This window comes from Salinimicrobium sediminis, assembly GCF_900215295.1.
GTDB classification, from domain to species: domain Bacteria; phylum Bacteroidota; class Bacteroidia; order Flavobacteriales; family Flavobacteriaceae; genus Salinimicrobium; species Salinimicrobium sediminis.
In genome coordinates this window covers 157,207-175,452 of record NZ_OCMF01000002.1, presented here as the reverse complement: position 1 = coordinate 175,452, position 18,246 = coordinate 157,207, and the positions used below count along the sequence as shown (strand labels likewise).

At 40.4% G+C, this 18,246-nt stretch carries 18 protein-coding genes; 8 read left to right on the top strand and 10 right to left on the bottom strand.

From position 1 onward, the window contains the following. The first annotated feature begins 81 nt into the window (after window positions 1-81). The gene (recQ, locus tag CRO16_RS08560; protein ID WP_097055976.1) at window positions 82-2,184 is read left to right on the top strand and encodes a DNA helicase RecQ; all 2,103 of its coding nucleotides are present in this window, start codon (window positions 82-84) and stop codon (window positions 2,182-2,184) included. A 188-nt stretch (window positions 2,185-2,372) separates the two neighbouring features. Here the strand turns inward: recQ and CRO16_RS08555 are convergent, their stop codons facing one another. Next, window positions 2,373-3,161 carry a tRNA pseudouridine synthase A gene (locus CRO16_RS08555; protein ID WP_097055975.1) on the bottom strand — a complete coding sequence of 263 codons (789 nt, stop codon included), beginning with the start codon at window positions 3,159-3,161 and terminating at the stop codon, window positions 2,373-2,375. 125 nt (window positions 3,162-3,286) lie between these two features. On the opposite strand from CRO16_RS08555, the gene CRO16_RS08550 reads away from it, so the two are divergent. From CRO16_RS08550 to CRO16_RS08540, 3 genes are all read left to right on the top strand, one after another. Beyond that, window positions 3,287-4,360 carry an AI-2E family transporter gene (locus tag CRO16_RS08550; protein ID WP_097055974.1) on the top strand — a complete coding sequence of 358 codons (1,074 nt, stop codon included), beginning with the start codon at window positions 3,287-3,289 and terminating at the stop codon, window positions 4,358-4,360. A gap of 3 nt (window positions 4,361-4,363) precedes the next feature. Continuing rightward, window positions 4,364-5,188 (top strand): DUF1853 family protein, encoded by an 825-nt coding sequence (locus tag CRO16_RS08545; RefSeq protein WP_097055973.1) that lies wholly within the window; start codon window positions 4,364-4,366, stop codon window positions 5,186-5,188. Between the two features lie 161 nt (window positions 5,189-5,349). Beyond that, window positions 5,350-6,519, top strand: a complete 1,170-nt coding sequence (locus CRO16_RS08540; protein WP_097055972.1) for a baeRF3 domain-containing protein — start codon at window positions 5,350-5,352, stop codon at window positions 6,517-6,519. A gap of 45 nt (window positions 6,520-6,564) precedes the next feature. Here the strand turns inward: CRO16_RS08540 and CRO16_RS08535 are convergent, their stop codons facing one another. Both CRO16_RS08535 and CRO16_RS08530 read right to left on the bottom strand, forming a co-directional pair. Continuing rightward, entirely contained in the window at window positions 6,565-7,104 is a 540-nt protein-coding gene (locus CRO16_RS08535) for a 1-acyl-sn-glycerol-3-phosphate acyltransferase (protein ID WP_097055971.1), read from the bottom strand. Continuing rightward, complete coding sequence (locus CRO16_RS08530) at window positions 7,088-8,299, bottom strand: proline dehydrogenase family protein (RefSeq protein WP_097055970.1); 1,212 nt, start codon at window positions 8,297-8,299, stop codon at window positions 7,088-7,090. Before CRO16_RS08530 ends, CRO16_RS08535 begins: the two co-directional genes overlap by 17 nt. 100 nt (window positions 8,300-8,399) lie before the next feature. Between CRO16_RS08530 and aroB the strand changes: the two genes are divergently transcribed. Continuing rightward, a complete protein-coding gene (aroB, locus tag CRO16_RS08525; protein WP_097055969.1) occupies window positions 8,400-9,485 on the top strand; it encodes a 3-dehydroquinate synthase in 1,086 nt (361 codons plus the stop codon). 93 nt (window positions 9,486-9,578) lie between these two features. Continuing rightward, complete coding sequence (locus CRO16_RS08520; protein ID WP_097055968.1) at window positions 9,579-9,905, top strand: hypothetical protein; 327 nt, start codon at window positions 9,579-9,581, stop codon at window positions 9,903-9,905. 76 nt (window positions 9,906-9,981) lie between these two features. Here the strand turns inward: CRO16_RS08520 and CRO16_RS08515 are convergent, their stop codons facing one another. The 4 genes from CRO16_RS08515 to CRO16_RS08500 all read right to left on the bottom strand — a co-directional run bounded on the left by CRO16_RS08515 (window position 9,982) and on the right by CRO16_RS08500 (window position 13,467). Further along, window positions 9,982-10,530 carry a type 1 glutamine amidotransferase domain-containing protein gene (locus tag CRO16_RS08515; RefSeq protein ID WP_097055967.1) on the bottom strand — a complete coding sequence of 183 codons (549 nt, stop codon included), beginning with the start codon at window positions 10,528-10,530 and terminating at the stop codon, window positions 9,982-9,984. A gap of 116 nt (window positions 10,531-10,646) precedes the next feature. Then, window positions 10,647-11,663 (bottom strand): YihY/virulence factor BrkB family protein, encoded by a 1,017-nt coding sequence (locus CRO16_RS08510; RefSeq protein WP_097055966.1) that lies wholly within the window; start codon window positions 11,661-11,663, stop codon window positions 10,647-10,649. Window positions 11,664-11,745: 82 nt separating this feature from the next. Next, window positions 11,746-12,225, bottom strand: coding sequence for an Lrp/AsnC family transcriptional regulator (locus tag CRO16_RS08505; RefSeq protein ID WP_097055965.1), 480 nt, complete (start codon window positions 12,223-12,225; stop codon window positions 11,746-11,748). A 93-nt stretch (window positions 12,226-12,318) separates the two neighbouring features. Beyond that, on the bottom strand, window positions 12,319-13,467 hold the full coding sequence (locus CRO16_RS08500) for a M14 family zinc carboxypeptidase (protein ID WP_097055964.1): 1,149 nt from the start codon (window positions 13,465-13,467) through the stop codon (window positions 12,319-12,321). 278 nt (window positions 13,468-13,745) lie between these two features. Here CRO16_RS08500 and CRO16_RS08495 point away from each other — a divergent pair, with 278 nt between their 5' ends. Beyond that, a complete protein-coding gene (locus tag CRO16_RS08495; protein WP_097055963.1) occupies window positions 13,746-14,180 on the top strand; it encodes a helix-turn-helix transcriptional regulator in 435 nt (144 codons plus the stop codon). Window positions 14,181-14,189: 9 nt separating this feature from the next. Beyond that, entirely contained in the window at window positions 14,190-14,564 is a 375-nt protein-coding gene (locus tag CRO16_RS08490) for a DNA topoisomerase IV (protein ID WP_097055962.1), read from the top strand. 46 nt (window positions 14,565-14,610) lie between these two features. Here the strand turns inward: CRO16_RS08490 and mscL are convergent, their stop codons facing one another. The 3 genes from mscL to CRO16_RS08475 form a co-directional block, all read right to left on the bottom strand. After that, the gene (mscL, locus tag CRO16_RS08485; protein ID WP_097055961.1) at window positions 14,611-15,066 is read right to left on the bottom strand and encodes a large-conductance mechanosensitive channel protein MscL; all 456 of its coding nucleotides are present in this window, start codon (window positions 15,064-15,066) and stop codon (window positions 14,611-14,613) included. Beyond that, window positions 15,067-17,664, bottom strand: coding sequence for a DNA gyrase/topoisomerase IV subunit A (locus CRO16_RS08480; protein WP_394341397.1), 2,598 nt, complete (start codon window positions 17,662-17,664; stop codon window positions 15,067-15,069). It lies immediately after the preceding gene. Window positions 17,665-17,763: 99 nt separating this feature from the next. Beyond that, window positions 17,764-18,246, bottom strand: a complete 483-nt coding sequence (locus CRO16_RS08475; protein WP_097055959.1) for a hypothetical protein — start codon at window positions 18,244-18,246, stop codon at window positions 17,764-17,766.

Sequence of the window (18,246 nt, the reverse complement as noted above, 5' to 3'; positions counted from 1 at the left end):
TATTATCAATTTAAGCGGAAATCGCAATTTTTCAAACCGAATTTGATTGGCTGTAAATCAGCGTTTGTTTTTCTTTGTGGTATGGTAGAGGAGGTAAAACTAAAGAGGACATTAAAGGAATATTTTGGCTATGACAGCTTCAGGCCGCAGCAGGAAAACATCATACGTTCAGTTTTTGAAGGGAATGACAATTTAGTGATCATGCCCACCGGCGGCGGAAAATCCATCTGTTTTCAGCTCCCAGCTCTCCTGCTTCCCGGTATTACCATCGTCATCTCTCCTCTTATCGCCCTGATGAAAGATCAGGTTGACGGACTAACAGCAAACGGAATTCCCGCCGCTTTTCTAAACAGCAGTCAGCAGGAAAAGGAACAGCAGGAGATCTTCAGAAAGATTGAACTCAATGAGATCAAGCTCCTTTACGTAGCTCCTGAAAGTCTGCAATACATAGATGCGGTTTTTTCCGCAGGAAACATCAGCCTTATTGCCATAGATGAAGCACATTGTATCTCCAGCTGGGGACATGATTTTAGACCTGCCTACACTCAGTTAGGTTATCTAAAAAACCGCCACCCGCAAACTCCTATGATTGCTCTTACCGCTACCGCCGATAAAGCTACACGGCAGGACATTTGTGACCAGCTAAATATTCCTTACGCTACTCATCATATCTCTTCTTTCGACCGTAAGAACCTGAGCCTGGATGTGAGGCCGGGGAACAAAAAATTTGAACAGATCCTGGTATTTTTGAAAGGCCGGCGTGGCGAAAGCGGGATAATTTATTGCCTTAGCCGAAAAAATACCGAAGAACTCGCCGCAAAGCTTAAGGCAAAAGGCTATGAAGCCGAAGCTTATCATGCCGGCCTGTCCCACAGCGACCGCATAAGCATTCAGGAAAATTTCATCAATGATAAGCTGGAGATCATCTGTGCTACGATCGCCTTTGGTATGGGGATCGATAAATCAAATGTGCGGTGGGTAATCCATTACAATATGCCCAAAAACCTGGAAGGTTATTACCAGGAAATAGGTCGTGCAGGGAGAGATGGTTTGCCTTCTTCCACGCTTCTTTTTCACAGCTATGCCGATGTGGTGCAGCTGCAGAAGTTTGCTGAAGGTTCCGGAAATGCCGAAGTGCAGCTTGCAAAACTGGAGCGCATGAAACAATATTCTGAAGCGCTTACCTGCCGCCGAAGAATTCTGCTAAGCTATTTTGGGGAAATTATTCCCCGGGACTGCGGTAATTGTGATGTATGTAAAAATCCGCCGGAATTCTTCGACGGAACTATTCTTGCACAAAAAGCCCTTTCCACCATCTATAGGCTTAGAGAGCAGGAACCAATCTCGATGGTTATTGATGTACTGCGTGGGGCACAGAATGCACAGGTGCTGGAGAAAGGCTTTCAAAATTTAAAAACCTATGGGATTTCCCAGGATGTTTCCTGGAGAGACTGGCAACAATACATGATCCAGTTGATCAACCAGGGGTATGTAGAAATTGCTTTTCATGACCAGAACAAGCTCAAGCTTACTTCCCTTGCGAAAAATGTCCTTTTTGATCATCAAAAAGTTTTACTTGCAGAGGTCACACAAGCTGAAATTAAAAAATCCCCTGTAGTTGCAGAAAAGGCTTCCGAAAATACTCTTTTTGAAAGGTTACGACAGTTAAGGCTGGAGCTTGCCAGGGAAGAAGGAATTCCTGCCTACCTTATTTTTAATGATGCAACCCTGAAGGAAATGGAAAAAGAACGCCCTATGACCGATGAAGAGTTTATACAGATCAACGGAGTGGGAAGGCAAAAAATGCAGAACTACGGTTACCATTTTATAAAGGAAATAATCGCTTTTGGAAAGGAAAAAAGGGAAAAGAAAACCCGGAAAAAAGGTAACACATATAAAGAGACCTTCAAACTTTACCGCGACGGAATGACTATAGAAGACATCGCCCAAATGCGGAACCTCTCTCCTACTACCATTTTTTCTCACCTTTCAAAACTCTATGAATCAGGAGAAGATGTTGACCTGAAGAAATTTATTTCCACACAAGACCTGGATGCAATACGCAAAGCTAAATCTGAACTGAATGATGCCGATGCCCTAAGACCCTATTTTGAACATTTTAATGAGGAAATGGATTATGGTACCATTCGGGTTGCGCTTACGATTTTGAATAAGGAGGAGTAGATAAGTAGCCAGTGGTCAGTGTTCAGTGATCAGTGTTCAGTGATCAGTGTTCAGGAAAAAGGAGCCAGTGAGCAGTTTTTAAGCGTTATTTTCATTTTTTTTATGGAATAGTAACCTGGGATTTCGCAATTGGGCAAATTTAAATCGGGCAAACCAGTCGATAAGGCTCCACCAACCTTAGACCTTAATCATTGGTCAAATTCCACCTTATTCAGGATCAATCCGCTGCCGGGAGCAATGTAGGTCATGGGCATTTTTACGTCCGGGTCAAGACTTTTTTGTACTTCCTCAATAGTGTATTCCCCTCTTCCCAATTGGACTAAGCAGCCCATCATAAGCCTTATTTGATTCCTTAGGAATCCGGATCCTGTCACCCGGAGGAGAAAAGATTTGTCGGGGAAAAAACTGGCAGTTATTTCCTTGTTCGGCACGATCTCGCAAAGCACGATCTCCCGTTGCAGTACTGTGTGTGGGGTGGGTTTGGTACAATAGTTATGAAAGGAATGTTTTCCTTCAAACAATTTTGCACCCTGCATCATAAGGTCTACCTCTAGTTTTTCGGGAAAGGTTGCCATTAAAGGGGCGGCAAAGGGATGACTTTTTCTTCCGAAGGAAAACAAATACAGGTATTCCTTCTTCTTTGGATGCTGAATAATATTAAAACCCGCATCCACCTCTTTAATACTTAAAGCTCTGATGTCGGGAGGAAGGTTTTTATTGAACAGCACCAGGAAGTCGGCCAGGTTTTCAAGGGGTTCATGGTCTGTAAAAAGTTCAAAAGCCGATTCATGTGCAGAAACCATAGCATCTGTGCGACTGGAGCCCAGGATCTTGAACCGGAGATCTCCGAGTACAAATTTAAGAGTCTTCTTTACCAGACCTTCTACTGTCTTTAATCCCGGTTGCCTTTGCCATCCATGCAACCGGTATCCCAGGTACTGGATCTTGACTAAGTAATAATATCGCTGCTGTTTCAAGTGTTCAATTTATACGAAAATAACGGAAATTCTTTTGCCAGTTCCCTCTTAATACAGGCTATGTGAGAAAAGTCTTTAACTTTTACTTAAAAAATTATGGCCTTTACTTTTGTATCTTCACTGATATGGAAAAAACTACGACCTCCAAAGGAAAGCAGATGCTTATTTACGGCACCCTTACAATCCTGGGTTTTTACTTCTTATTTTTGAGCCTGGTTAAAGCCAGCGGATTTTTAATTCCGCTTACTACGGCGCTCATTCTTGCTTTGCTCATGTTGCCTCTTTCACGCAAAATGGAGAAATCTTTTCTAAACCGTACAGCTTCCTCATTAATAAGCACTTTTATCGTCCTACTGGCTTCTTTGGGCTTTTTAGCATTGGTCTCCATGCAGGTAAAAACTGTAGTAGATGACTGGCCAAAGATCGAAGAAACCATGACCCCTAAAATAGAAAATTTAAAAGCCTTTCTTTTTGAACACACACCTTTAAGTGAGGAAGACCTTAAAGAATCTAAAGAAGGATCTGGTTTACCATTGATGAGCAGTAATTCCAATGCAGGTCAAAAAGCAGCCACTTTTCTCAATAAAACCCTCGGTTTTTTTGGGGATTATCTGCTTACATTCATTTATATTTTTTTCCTGCTCAATTACCGCCATCGGTTCAAAGCTTTTCTCCTGAAGCTTTTTCCCGATTCAAAACGTCATAAAATTAAAGGAGTAATAGAAGATTCGGCAAGTGTTACTCAAAAATACTTGGTGGGAAAATTGATCCTTATAGGGCTTTTAGCGATTTTATATGCTATAGGGCTGGGAGTTTCCGGGGTTAATAATTTTATATTGATCAGTATCCTTGCTGCTGTTTTTAGTCTGCTGCCTTACATAGGAAATATCATAGGCTTTGGACTGGCTATGATTTTTGGTTACCTCATATCGGGGGAAATGGGAGTTTTAATTGGGATCATTATAACATTTACTGTAGCTCAATTTGTTGAAAGTTATGTGCTGGAACCATATGTGGTGGGAGACCAGGTGGATCTTCACCCCTTTTTCGTGATCCTTGCCGTTATAATTGGCGGAATGATTTGGGGTCTTGCCGGGATGGTGCTGGCGATTCCTATTCTTGCCATTATCAATGTGATCTTTAACCATGTCACGACACTTAAACCTTTCGGATTCCTCTTGGGTCAGGAAACAGATTAAAAAATGGACTTCTCTATTAAGGAACAATTTGAAGGTTTTTTAGCGACCCCTCAAATCTATGCAGAAGATCACATTTTAGACTATCCGCTTTACCATGCATTTCATTTAGCTTCTCCGGAGGAGCTTCCGGAAATTTCCGCTCCCGGTGCCACAATCCTCGGAAAGCGGATGGAACATTTTTTTGCCTCTTATATCGATCAGTTTACTTCGGAAATGATCCTCGCTCACAACCGGCAGATCATTCAGGATCAAAAAACTCTGGGAGAACTGGATTTCCTGCTGAAGAACAATATTTCAGGGGGAATTTCACATGTCGAGCTGGTCTATAAGTTTTATATCTATGACGAGGCTACCGGTTCTTCAGAATCAGATCATCTTATTGGCCCCAACAAAAGAGATAGTTTAGGTAGAAAAATAGACAGACTTAAAAAAAGACAATTTCCGCTATTATACCATGAAGCTACCCGAAACCTTCTGGACGAATTGGAAGTAGCTCCTAATGATGTGGTTCAAAAAATGTGCTTTAAAGCATCCGTTTTTCTTCCGAAGCGAATGGACAGAATATCTTTGGAGATAATAAATCCCGCCACCATTAGCGGGTACTGGATTAAAACTTCAGAATTTACCTTAGAAGCCTATCAGAAAAATAAATTTTTCATCCCCGCAAAAAACTATTGGCCTGTAAAACCCCAAAGGAACAGTACCTGGTTGACAAGGCAGGAAATCGAGCCACAGCTTCACCAATTACTGGCTAAAAAATTTTCCCCTTTGGTTTGGATGAAAACGCCTTCGGGAAAACATGAGCGGTTTTTCGTGGTATGGTGGTAGTCCTTAGCACAATATTAACGGGCAGACCTTTAGGAGTTAAGGAAAAATTATGACCCCGCGTTCGCTAGCTTTTTTAAGGTCTTAGTATCTTAACAGGGAATATAAATCGGAAAAATCTTCCGCAGTTTCCGCGGGACTATTTCCATTAAAACTTACAGATCATGCCAATTTTGAGTAAAGAGCAATTTCAGAACTTAGCAAAATTTGACAGCAATCCATGTGTATCGATTTTTATTCCTACACAAAGGGCAGGAAAAGATGTGCTGGAAGAAAAGGATAAGATCAATTTGAAAAGCCAGTGGAAAAAGGCTTCAGAAACTCTAAAGGAGATGGGTCATTCCCAGGAAAAAATTGAAAAGATCGGAAAGCCGGTAAATGATATCCTGGAGGATCGCGATTTTTGGAGACACCAAAGCGATGGTCTCGCAATTTTCTTAGCTGATGGATTTTCTGAAAAACATACAGTGCCGGTGAATTTTAAAACTTTCACCTATGTAGCCGATCATTTTTACCTGAAACCCCTGGTGCCCATGTTCAACGGAGATGGCAGGTTTTATCTGCTTCACCTGCAACTGGATGAGGTAAAGTTATATGAGGCTACACAATATTCAATTGGAGAAGTTGATGTGAGCGACCTCACCCCTTCCCGACTGGAAGACAGAGTAGGTTATGATTATGAGGAAAAGAATACCAAACATAAGACCCAGAGGAACGTGGGAGCAGGTGATGCAGGAGTTTCCACTCAACATGGATATGATGCAGCAAACAGGGATGATAAAAATGAGATCCTTAGGTTCTTTAGGGCAGTAGATAAAGGTATTTACGAGATACTCAACAATGAAAATGTACCTTTGGTAGTGGCTTGCCAGGATTCAAACTTTCCTATTTACCAGGAAGCTTCCAGATATAAAAATCTTTATCCAAAGCCTGTTCCCGGAAATCCGGAAGCAGATCACAAGAACATGTTTGGTTTACATGCCGCAGCATTAGATACTCTGGAACCTCATTTTAGGAAGGAAAGAGAGGAAAAGATGCGTCAGTTCACAGAGCTTAACCCTTCCCGTACCTCGACCCGGGTTTCAGAAATTATTCCTGCCATCTTTGAAGGTAAAGTAGATACTTTGTTCCTGGAGAACAGGGAAGATATCTGGGGTAATTACAATGAAAATATGGCTTCTGTAGATGTGCATGAAGAGAGAAAGAATGGAAGTATTTCTCTAATGAATCTTGCAGCCGTTAAAGTTATCGAACAAAACGGAAAAGTGTATTTGGTAGAAAAAGAATTTATGCCGGATAAAAATTCGAAGATGAATGCCGTTTTTAGATATTAACAGAAAGCAATGAAAAGCAAAGCTGCCCTTTCACGGCAGCTTTTTTTATGTGTAATGAGCAATTTTACCCGTCACCTCCTTATAGAATGCGCGAATTTTATCAAAATCCCGTTCCTTATCCCCGGTGGGATACATGGGCTTTGATATCTTCACCCTTTTCTTTCCAAAATCAAAAGCGATCATAACAATAGGAACGTCTGCAGTCTTTGCTATGTAATAGAAACCGGTTTTCCAGTCTTTTACTTTCTTTCTGGTACCTTCGGGAGCGATTGCGAGGCGGAATTCCTCTTTTTTTCCGAATAAGGCCGCAATTGAATCCACCTTGTTCTGTCCCGCAGTACGGTCCAAAGGGGTACCGCCCATCCATCTAAAGTACCAGCCAAAAGGAGGTTTGAAAAGCTCTTTTTTGGCCACAAATTTTATATCCACTCCCAGAATCCTTCTCACCAAAAGTCCCAGGTAAAAGTCATGCCAGCTGGTGTGAGGCACTACAATGACAACCGCTTTATTAATTCCGGCGGGCCAGCTTCCATAGAATTTCCAGCCCATGATCTTAAAGTAGATGAATCTAGCCAGCCAATTCACTCTCCCTGTTGCTCTTTGTGATCTCTCCGTTTCTTCTTTTTCTTTCTTCGTAAAGAAGTCCTAATTCACGGCTGGTTTGTCCTTTTACAGAAGTATTCTCTTCGGCCCTGCGAATTAGATAAGGCACCACTTCCCTTACCGGACCAAACGGTACCAGTTTGGCAACATTATAACCTTCCTGTGCCAGGTTGTAGCTAATATGCTCACTCATTCCAAAGAGCTGAGAAAACCAAACCCGGTCATCATCGATTGCAATTCCTTTATCTTCCATCACCTGCAGGGCAAGATAATTGCTCACCTCGTTGTGGCTTCCTATAAATACATGTATATCATCAATGTGGGCCAAACAATAAGTAAGAACACCATTATAATTCACATCGGTTGCCTCTTTGTTTTCACAAATTGGAGAAGGATAGCCCATTTTTGATGCTCTTTCGTTTTCCTTTTCCAGGTATGCACCGCGCACTATCTTAGCACCCACTATAAAACCTTCTTCCTTTGCACGACTATGTAGATCCTTCAGGTATTGCATGCGATCCCATCGGTAACACTGTAAAGTATTAAAAATGACTGCACGTTCGCGGTTATACTTGAACATCATATCTTCCATAAGTACATCGGCAGCATCCTGCATCCAGCTTTCTTCGGCATCGGCCAATAACCTTACCCCCTGATTGTAGGCTTCCTCACAAATCCTGTTGACACGATTCTTCACTCTTTGCCATTCCTCTTCTTCCTCTAAAGAAAGACTGGCATTGGCCGAAACTTTTTGCCACAGCTCAAACCTCCCGATTCCTGTAGGTTTAAACACAGCAAATGGCATCTCTTTTCTGTTAGCAATGAACTTAACGATATTGGTCTTACGCTCTATAGCTTTTTCAAATTCACTCTCCTTCTCCTTTCCTTCTACAGAGTAGTCAAGAATGCTGTGAAGGTTTTTAGAGTACATTTTCTCAATAGTAGGAAGGCAATCCTTCTCGGTCACTCCTCCACAGAACTGGTTAAAAATGGTCTTTTTGATGAGGCTTTCAACCGGCAGGTGAACTTTTAGGGCAAGATTGGTCATAGCAGTACCGGCCTTTACCAAAAGAGGACGGTCAATCATTTCAAAAAGAAATATCGCCCGGTTTAATTCTGATTCAGTTTTAAGTGTAAAAGCTGTTTCAGTATCATTGAAGATTTTTTTCGTGATCATGAATATCAATTAGGGAAGACAAAGATAATTATTGGGTAGACATTGTTATTATATTTCTCCTTATTTTCGGCCTTAAATTCAAGAAAACCTAACGAATATCATGTCTCAAATCTCTGCTGAATCTTCCATTTATTTTAATACTGAAGGATATCAAAAATTCAACCAGTTTTTAGAGAAGAACCGGTTCACCAAAATTTTTGTGCTGGTAGACAGTAACACGCATTCGCATTGCCTTGCTCCTTTTATGCAAAATCTGAAAACTGACACTCCTGTTGAGATTCTGGAAATAGAAGCCGGGGAAGAAAACAAGACGCTGGAGACCTGCAGCGGCTTATGGGGAGCATTATCAGAATTGGGAGGAGACCGCAAGAGCTTATTAATAAATCTTGGAGGCGGAGTGGTCACAGATTTGGGTGGCTTTGTGGCTGCAGCTTTTAAAAGAGGCATTTCCTGTGTACATTTCCCCACCACCCTCCTGGCCATGGTGGATGCGGCATTAGGTGGCAAAAATGGCGTTAATTTAGGTACTCTTAAGAACCAGGTGGGTGTGATTAAAAATCCTGAAATGGTAGTGGCAGATACCTCTTTCCTCGGTACTTTGGAAGCAGCCGAAATGCGCAGCGGACTGGCAGAAATGCTTAAGCACGGCCTCATTGCAGATAAAGGTTACTGGAATCGCCTCAACACCCTGAAAAATTTAGATCTTGATGATCTTGAAGGATTGATCAAAGAATCTGTCGTAATAAAAGAAAGAGTAGTACAGCAGGATCCTTTTGAAAAAGGCCTTCGCAAGAGCCTGAACTTTGGTCACACCCTGGGACATGCCATAGAATCCTTGTTTTTGGAACAGAAAGATAAAAAGAAGCTACTTCATGGAGAGGCTGTGGCAGCAGGAATGGTGCTGGCGGCATATCTTTCTTCAGAAATTGAAAAATTTCCGAAGCAAGACCGGGATGAGATAAAGCGAAATATCATTTCTCTCTACGGAAGAATTGATTTTACTGAAGAGGACAAAGAAAAAATAATCGGCTTGCTGAAATTTGATAAAAAAAATGAAGGCGGAAAGATAAATTTTGTTCTTTTGCGGAAAATTGGAGAACCCATAGTGGATCGTGAGGTGCCAAACAGCTTGATACATGAAGCTTTTGAATACTACCTTGATCCACAACAGGATGAACAACAGTAAAAAGAAAAAAGACTTTAAATTTTTTATTTATTTTAACGACAGCGCAAGATGTAATCGCTATTTTCGCTAAGAAGGAGGACTTAAAAATTATTTATGAAAAGAATTATCGTTGACTACAAAAAGCTTACTCCCGAAATTTTGGGCCTACTGGTAGAGAAATATCCCGATGGTTATGATGATGACCAGATCATTTCTTTCAAAAATGCTAAGAATGAAACCGTAGAGGCAGTAGAAGTGAGAACCGAAGACAGCATTTACCTGGTCAAAGTAAGTACCCGACTGGAAAATACCATGGCCAATTATGATGAAGACGATTATGATGACGCAGACTTCAATGAACCTATTGTAGAAATTCCTGAAAAAACCGAAGAAGAGGTTGAAGAGGATATTGATGAGGAAGAGGAAGATGCCGAAGAATAGAAGAAAATATAATTAATAGAAAAAGCCGCTTAACTTTTTGTTGAGCGGCTTTTTTTATTAAATGAACTAAAAGAGATTAGGCGTGTTGTTCTTCATGCTTTCCTTCTTTAATCTCTTCAATTAATTTTGCATTAAAGGCAGGAAGATCATCCGGTTTCCTACTGGTAACAAAACCTTCATCTACCACTACTTCCTGGTCTACCCAGTTTGCTCCTGCGTTGATAAGATCGTCTTTCAGGGTATGATAGGAAGTCATTGTTCTTCCTTTTACCACTCCTGCACTTATCAACGTCCACGGGGCATGACAAATTGAGGCAACAGGTTTCTTTTGCTCAAAGAAATACTTTACGAATTTCTGCACATCTTTATTGGTCCTCATGTTATCGGGATTCATAACTCCGCCCGGCAGCATGAGAGCATTATAATCTGATGCACTTACTTCTCCCAAAGTTTTGTCCACCTTATATTCTTTGGACCAATTTGTCTTATCCCAGGCTTTGATCTTATCTTTTTCAGGACTTACAATATGGACTTCAAAACCCTCTTTTTCCATGGCTTCCTTTGGGGAAGTCAATTCTATTTCTTCAAATCCATTGGTGGCTAATATTGCTACTTTCTTTTTCATTTCTAAGTTTTTTGGTTTAACATTTTCTCATAGATAAGATAACCAGAAACCAGTACTTTCTGTGCTAAATTGCCTTTAAAATTGGAGGGATTAAGGTTAAACTTAGGCTAAGACTTTTATTTTTCGCTCTCTTGATTTTTCTTTTCTTCCTCATCTTTGTCTGTATGAGATTGAAGGGTATCCAGGATACGCTTTTCATCTATCAACTGTCCACGTTTGGATTCCAGTCTCTGTAATTCCTGATAAATAGCAGGTTCGGCATATTCATTAGGTTCTACCTTTTCCTTTTTATGGAGCGCATACTGTACGGTAAATTCGGCACCAAAAAAGACTATAAGGCAGGTGTAATACACCCAGAGCAGGATAAGTACTACAGAAGATGCCCCGCCATAAACTGAAGCAGGATCGCTTTGGCCAAAATAGAAGCCAATGAGATATTCAGCGATTAAAAACAGGGCTGTCGTTAACATTGCGCCCAAATAAGTGGTCTTCCACCTTAGCTTTACATCGGGAAGCCATTTAAAGATGGAAGCGAAAAGAGACATTATAATGGTAAAAGAAAGCACGAAATCGGCCAGGTCCAGCAAAAAGGTAGTAATTCCCGGGGTTATTTTGGCAAGGTAATCACTAATAGCTCTTAAGATTGTAGAAATTATGAGCGAAATCAAGAGTAAAAGGCCCAGAACGAAAACCATTCCCAGCGAAATGATCCGGTTAATCACGATCCTTTTCACGTTGTTCTTCTTCGCGGCAATATTCCAGATATTGTTCATGGCTGCTTTTAGCTGAAAGAAGACTCCTGTAGCTCCAAACAAAAGAAAAAAGAATCCGAAAACCAGGGCCCAGGTAGAACTTTGGTCCAAAGCTGCAGCCGCCACCATCTCTTCGATAGAATTGGCCGCTTCCATTCCTATAAATTCACCAATTTCCTTGGTAATCCTCCCCTGCACTGCTTCCTGACCCCAAAAATATCCGGCAACGGTCACAACAATAATTAGAAGTGATGGCAGGGAAAACAACGCATAATAAGCAATAGTAGCACTTCTTGCCCAGGGATCATTACGATCCCAACTGAAATAAGCTCTTTTCAGCAGGCTGAAAAATGTTTTCGTTTTTCGTTTTATGTCAGGCATATTCGCTGCTCGTTGGTCTGAATTTAATAAAAAAACCCTCTAAACATGGTGTTTAGAGGGTTTTTAATAAGACTTTAATACACTAAAGATTCTCAAAAATAGAATGCATTAAACGTTTTTTGTCATTGATGCTTTCTTCAAGTGATATCATTGTTTCTGTGCGGTACACTCCTTCAATATCGTCAAGCTTGAAAATGATCTCTTTTGCATGTTGTGTATCACGTGCCCGTATTTTACAAAAAACGTTGAATTTTCCTGTGGTAACATGAGCAACAGTTACAAACGGAATCTCATTGATGCGTTCCAGTACAAACTTTGTCTGAGAAGTGTTCTGAAGGAATATTCCAACGTATGCAATAAAAGCATAACCAAGTTTTTCGTAATTAAGCGTAAGAGAGGATCCAAGAATTATCCCTGCCTCTTCCATTTTCTTAACTCTTACATGAACTGTACCTGCCGAAATATTGAGTTTCTTCGCTATATCGGTGAACGGGGTACGGGTGTTGTCTATCAACATGTTCAGGATCTGGTGATCTGTTTCATCTAATCTAAACTTTGCCATATCTTCTCTTTTGTAGATTCTCCATTATTTTAAATGAAGTACAAAATTAGCACAAAATAATTAGATTATAAATAATATTAATGGAATATGAGGCTATTTTATTAATAACTTCTCTTTATTTAACAAAATAGCCTCTACTATATCGTTTTCGGAAAGTGGGGTTTCATCTATATTTTCAACATCTTCTCCCTTACAATCAATTTCTCTATGACCATAAAAGCTAATAACGGGCGCCATAGTTGCTACCGTAGGAACAAAAACAACCTCACCTGACTTGATCTTTTCAGAATACTGGATCGCCACATCAACTATATTTCCTGCAATAAGTGCATTGCGTAAAATGATATCGTAGAAGTTCTTTTGATTTTCCGGAATTCTAAAATATTCCTCATAATCCTGCAAGAGGTAAGAACTTGAAGCTATAGCGTTTAAAGCAGTAAGCATCGAAAAAGTAAAAAATTCACGGGTTTTTTCCCGCAGATAATCCTCCTGGAAATGTCCGCATTCAAACAGGATAGTTGGTACGCCCTGCGCCTGGAAATAATCTCCGGAACAATTGAGGTTAAAGGAGTCATCAAACCTTCCTACCTGGTGTGGAATTATCTCTTGTAGGGCAGTATTCATTGCCACGATCACCTGCATAGCTTTTTTTCTGCCGCCGCTAATCGTCCTTGACGAATCCAGTGATGGTGCTAAAAAAGAAAGTGTGGCGGGATGTGCCTCCTCTCCAGCTCCAAAAATGGTACGTTGATCATGTAAGTTGAAACAATAATGTGGAGCGAATTTCTCAAAACATTCCCTAAGCACTTTACTTTCCGGCTCAATAATATTAAGAGCGTCTCTGTTTAGGTCTGTGCCGTTGACATTCTCCCTCGTATAGCGATCAGCTCCGTCAGGATTCAGCATGGGAATGATGAGCAAAGTGATCTTTTGCAGCATCTCACTTATCTCAGGATCCTCTCGTTTTTTAATAAAATATTGAAGCAGGTCGAGAATTCCTTTCGTGGTAGTAGTTTCATTCCCGTGCATTTGTGACCAGGCGAGAATTTTTATTTCACCTGTTCCTATTCTAATAGTTTCTATAGGCAAATTGAGAAAGGAACGTCCTATCTCAAACACCTTATAATAGTTTTTTAATTTTTCCAGTTGCTTCTCCAGTTCCTTCCTGGGGAGAAATCTTCCTGTCACTTCTGAAGCCTTGTAGTGATCGTAGTTCCTGAAAAAGTCCATTGTGATATTCATGTTTACAAAAGTAAATAATCCAAAAATTACATTTGTATACAAGAAATCTATCGTTTATTGTCTACTTCTGTAAACAGCCTCTACATCCTTGTAAACAAAAGAGATGGAAACTTTCCAGTAGCTAATTTTAATACACTTAACTTACTATAAATTAAGTTATTGCATAGATTTACTTAATGTTAGTATTTAAGTTTTAAATTAATTTACACCTGTCAATTGCGCACCTCCTTTAGATGTTTTACATTTGTAAATACCTAAGAAATTAATACTTGTTTACAATGGTAAACGTTGAAGAATTTACAAATCGACTCAATAAGGTCATGGAATATTATGATCTTTCTGCAGCTTCTTTTGCCGACAAAATTGAGGTTGGCCGCTCCTCTATTTCCCATTTGCTTTCAGGCAGAAATAAACCCAGCCTGGATTTTGTAATGAAGATCGTTAAGGCATTTCCGGAAGTTGAACTTTACTGGCTGCTCAATGGAAAAGGATCTTTTCCGAAGACCACAGAATCTGTAGTAAAAGAGGATAAACCAGTAGCTTCAGAAAAATTTGCTGCCCGGGACCTTTTCTCCAGCTCTTCTCCATTGCCAGAAGAAACATTTTCAGAAATGACTTCAGAAAGAGGAAAAAATATTAGTAAGATCGTGATCTTTTATTCAGATGGCACTTTTGAAGCCTTTGAGAATGGTGAAGGAAGAAAAAGATCTTAAATTTGACGCATGAAAAGAATTCTACCCTGCTTACTTCTAATTTTAAGCCTAAGCTCCTGCTTTCAACCTGAACGCAACTGCAGCGATTTTAAGACAGGCACCTTCGAATTTGAATCCTATCTGGAGGGTGAGCTCGTGAAGAGTCAGTTTGTGCGCAATGACAGTATTGAAATTGATTATTTTCGCGGGAACACTGATACCTCTTCCATAAGGTGGATCAATAACTGTGAATATATTATTGCGAATAAAAACCCTAAAAACCGTGCAGAGGAGAAGCCTATACACATAAAGATCCTTACTACTAAAGGAAATACCTATACCTTCGAATATGGATTAGTGGGAGAATCTAAAAAACAGAGAGGCACAGTGGTGAAAGTAGAATAAAAAAGGGTACCCGTAGACACCCTCTTTGTTCTATAAACGGATTGCTTTATAAACTGCTGTTTTTCCTTAATAATTCATTCTGTTCCTGCATCAGGTCATTTAAATTAGTCAACAGTTCTATATCTTTCGGAGTACTTACCGTTTTATTTTTAGGATCCTCGGCTTTTTTCCTAAACCTGTTCATGAATTTTACAACCAGGAAGACCGTAAAGCCTATCACGAGGAAATCTATAAAAACTTCTATTAAGAGTCCATATCCAATAGCGATCTCCTCCACCGCCTCGGTAGTTTCTGTTGCGGGGACCGCGTCCTTTAAAACATATTTCCTGTCAGCGTATTTGATCTTCCCGGTTAACATGGATAAAGGTGGCATCACTACCTGCTTAACCAGAACATCTACTACACGGTTAAAAGCGGTACCAATAATGATACCCACCGCCATGTCGATCATATTGCCTTTTACGGCAAACTCCTTAAACTCCTTAATTAAATTAAGTGCCATTTACTCTTCAAAAAGTTTGATCTGGGATTCATCTGTGGTGCCCGATTTCTTATGAAGTTTTTCTTTTGAAAAATTAGGGGCCTCCCCTGCCGGAGAGTTTTCACCTGCTGTATCCACAGCTTCTTCATCTACTACTTCCATATCTTCCGGGGCGGTTTCTTCCGGCTCTACAAAAGGCCTTGGATCTAGCAGGTTGATTTGTTTTACCTTTTCTGTAGTCAGCTGGTTTCCAAGGGCTTTAATCCCTTTTATAGAAATGAATTCTTCAAGCTCTAAAAGGTCATTGGGTCTCTGATCTTTTCCGCGGGATTTCCCGTAGACCACCTCGGCCACCGGTAAATAATCCGTAGAAACAACTTCTAAATATGACTTAGGATGATCTCCAATAAAATTCTCCTCTTTGTCTTCATTTTCTATCAGGAAGCGCTTTACATAGAAACGTTCCTTTTCGCCCTCCCAGTAAATTGCTGAAATTGGTTTTTTAGGCGACCACTTTTCAAGCACGATGATATCTTCGTCAAATCTTGTAGTAAGCTCTGGTTTTATCGTTTTGGCTACCCCATTTTGAGTAATGATTAAAAGCCGGTCCTCTCCCTTAAATTCCCCCAGAAGTTCTCCTCTTTCATCAACATTGAGTCTTCTCACCACCTCGTCATACCAGATTCGGCGGGGTTTTAAGGTTGAAACCCCTTCTTCTTTAAGTTCGATCTTCTTTACAGGGTATTTGGTCACAATATTTCCTTTTACAGCTCTGCCTTTAATGGCCATATCTGCAAAATCGACTTCAAATTTTAATTTTTTGATACTCCCCACCTGTCTCAGGTAAACCATGACCACTTCGGCCTCTCCATTAGGATTAGCGGTAAAATAGGATACTTCTGAGCCCTTTTTTCCCTGGGTGAGATCATATTCCCGGTCCCGGGTCACCGAAGTCACTGCAAATCTTTTAATGTAGGAAGCTCCGCCCTTACCATCTTTATAGATCATATTATAAATGGTCCTGCGGTCTTTTTTCTTGAAGATGGCTACGTGGATAATATCTTTTCCAATAAAAGTCTTGGCATCCACTTTGGTTACGATCATCTTCCCTTCTGCTGTAAAGCAGATCACGTCATCGATGTCTGAACAATCTGTGACATATTCATCCTTTTTGAGAGATGTACCTACAAAACCTTCCTGACGGTTTACATACAACTTCGTGTTGCGGATAACCACCTTTGTGGCTTCGATATCATCAAAAAGTCGTAATTCTGTCTTTCTCTCTTTTCCTGCACCATATTCCTTTTTAAGGCGTGTGAAATAAGCGATAGCATATGCTACCAGATGGTCCAGGTGATGTTTTATTTTAGCGATCTCTCCTTCAAGAGCTTCAATTTTTTGCTGTGCTTTTTCCAGGTCAAATTTAGAGATACGCTTGATCCTTATTTCGGTTAGACGCACAATATCTTCTTCGGTTACTGCACGTTTCAGGTGAGCAATGTGGGGCTTTAAACCTTCATCAATAGCTCTTATTACTCCTTCCCATGTTTCCTCCTCTTCTATGTCCCGATAGATTCTTTCTTCTATAAAGATCCTTTCTAAACATGCGAAATGCCATTGTTCCTGGAACTCTTCAAGTTTTACTTCAAGATCCTGTTTTAGCAGGCTTAAAGTGTGGTCTGTAGATCTTCTAAGGATTTCAGAAACTCCGAGAAAAGCCGGTTTATTATCAATGATGATACAGCTTAATGGCGGTAGCGAAATTTCGCAGTTGGTGAAGGCATAAAGCGCATCAATAGTTTTATCCGGAGAAATTCCTCCGGGTAAATGGATAAGGATCTCTACATCGCTGGAGGTATTATCTTCTATTTTTTTGATCTTGATCTTGCCTTTATCATTGGCTTTGAGGATAGAGTCAATTAAAGTAGAAGTGTTGGTGCTAAAAGGTATTTCTTTTATTACCAGGGTATTTCTATCCAGCTGGGAAATCTTTGCGCGAACACGAACCCGACCGCCCCTCATCCCATCGTTGTAATTGGTAATATCTGCTATTCCTCCGGTGACGAAATCGGGGTATAATTTAAATTTCTTCCCCTGCAGATGTTTTATACTGGCATCAATAAGCTCATTGAAATTATGAGGAAGAATACGTGTGCTCAATCCAACTGCAATTCCTTCGGCTCCCTGCGCTAACAACATAGGGAACATCACCGGCAGGTTGATAGGTTCTTTCTTTCGGCCGTCGTAAGACAACTGCCAGTTTGTGATCTTTGGATTGTAAACTACATCAAGAGCAAATTTAGAAAGCCTTGCTTCTATATAACGCGGTGCAGCGGCCCCATCCCCGGTAAGGATATTTCCCCAATTCCCCTGGGTATCGATCAGCAAATCCTTTTGTCCTATCTGCACCATGGCATCGCCAATACTGGCATCCCCGTGCGGATGATACTGCATGGTATGACCTACAATGTTCGCCACCTTATTGTAGCGGCCATCATCAAGATCCTTCATTGAATGAAGAATGCGTCGCTGTACCGGTTTAAAGCCGTCTTCAAGTGCCGGAACAGCTCTTTCGAGGATAACATAGGAGGCATAGTCAAGAAACCAGTCCTTATACATCCCGGTAACCTTGATAAGCGATTCATTTTTATCTGGATTTACCTCTCCGTTTTGTTCAAATTGGTTGTCCTTAGGATTGTCAAAATTCTCGTTCTCCATTTAAACCCTTGCTTTATTTCTTTCCATCACTTTGGCTAGTGACATTTTTAAAGATTTTGTCTTCTTACCTGTCAAAAAGGTGATATTGTATTTATAATGCCTGTACCCTCTGCTATTTCTGGAATGAATAAAAATGTGCAGGCGTTTGTATAAAAAGTAATTCTCTACTTTAAAATCTTTAAGTTTGGATTTAGGCACCTCGGTTCGCTGCTCTCTGTAGTGCATGAACTGCGAAACCAATACCCCGTTACTTTTGAAATTTATGGTTTCGCCATCACTGTCAAATTCAAAGGTCTTTCCCACAATGAAGATGTAGATCCCAATGAGCAGGGCAATTCCATTAGGGATAAGGCTGCTGTAGTTAAAAGGAACATCATCATATTTTAATTCAACTGAAGCAAAAGCATTTGTGATAAATACTGCAACTACAATAATATAGATGGAGGGAATAATACTGGTTTCCTTTCTGTTGTTGAATTTCAT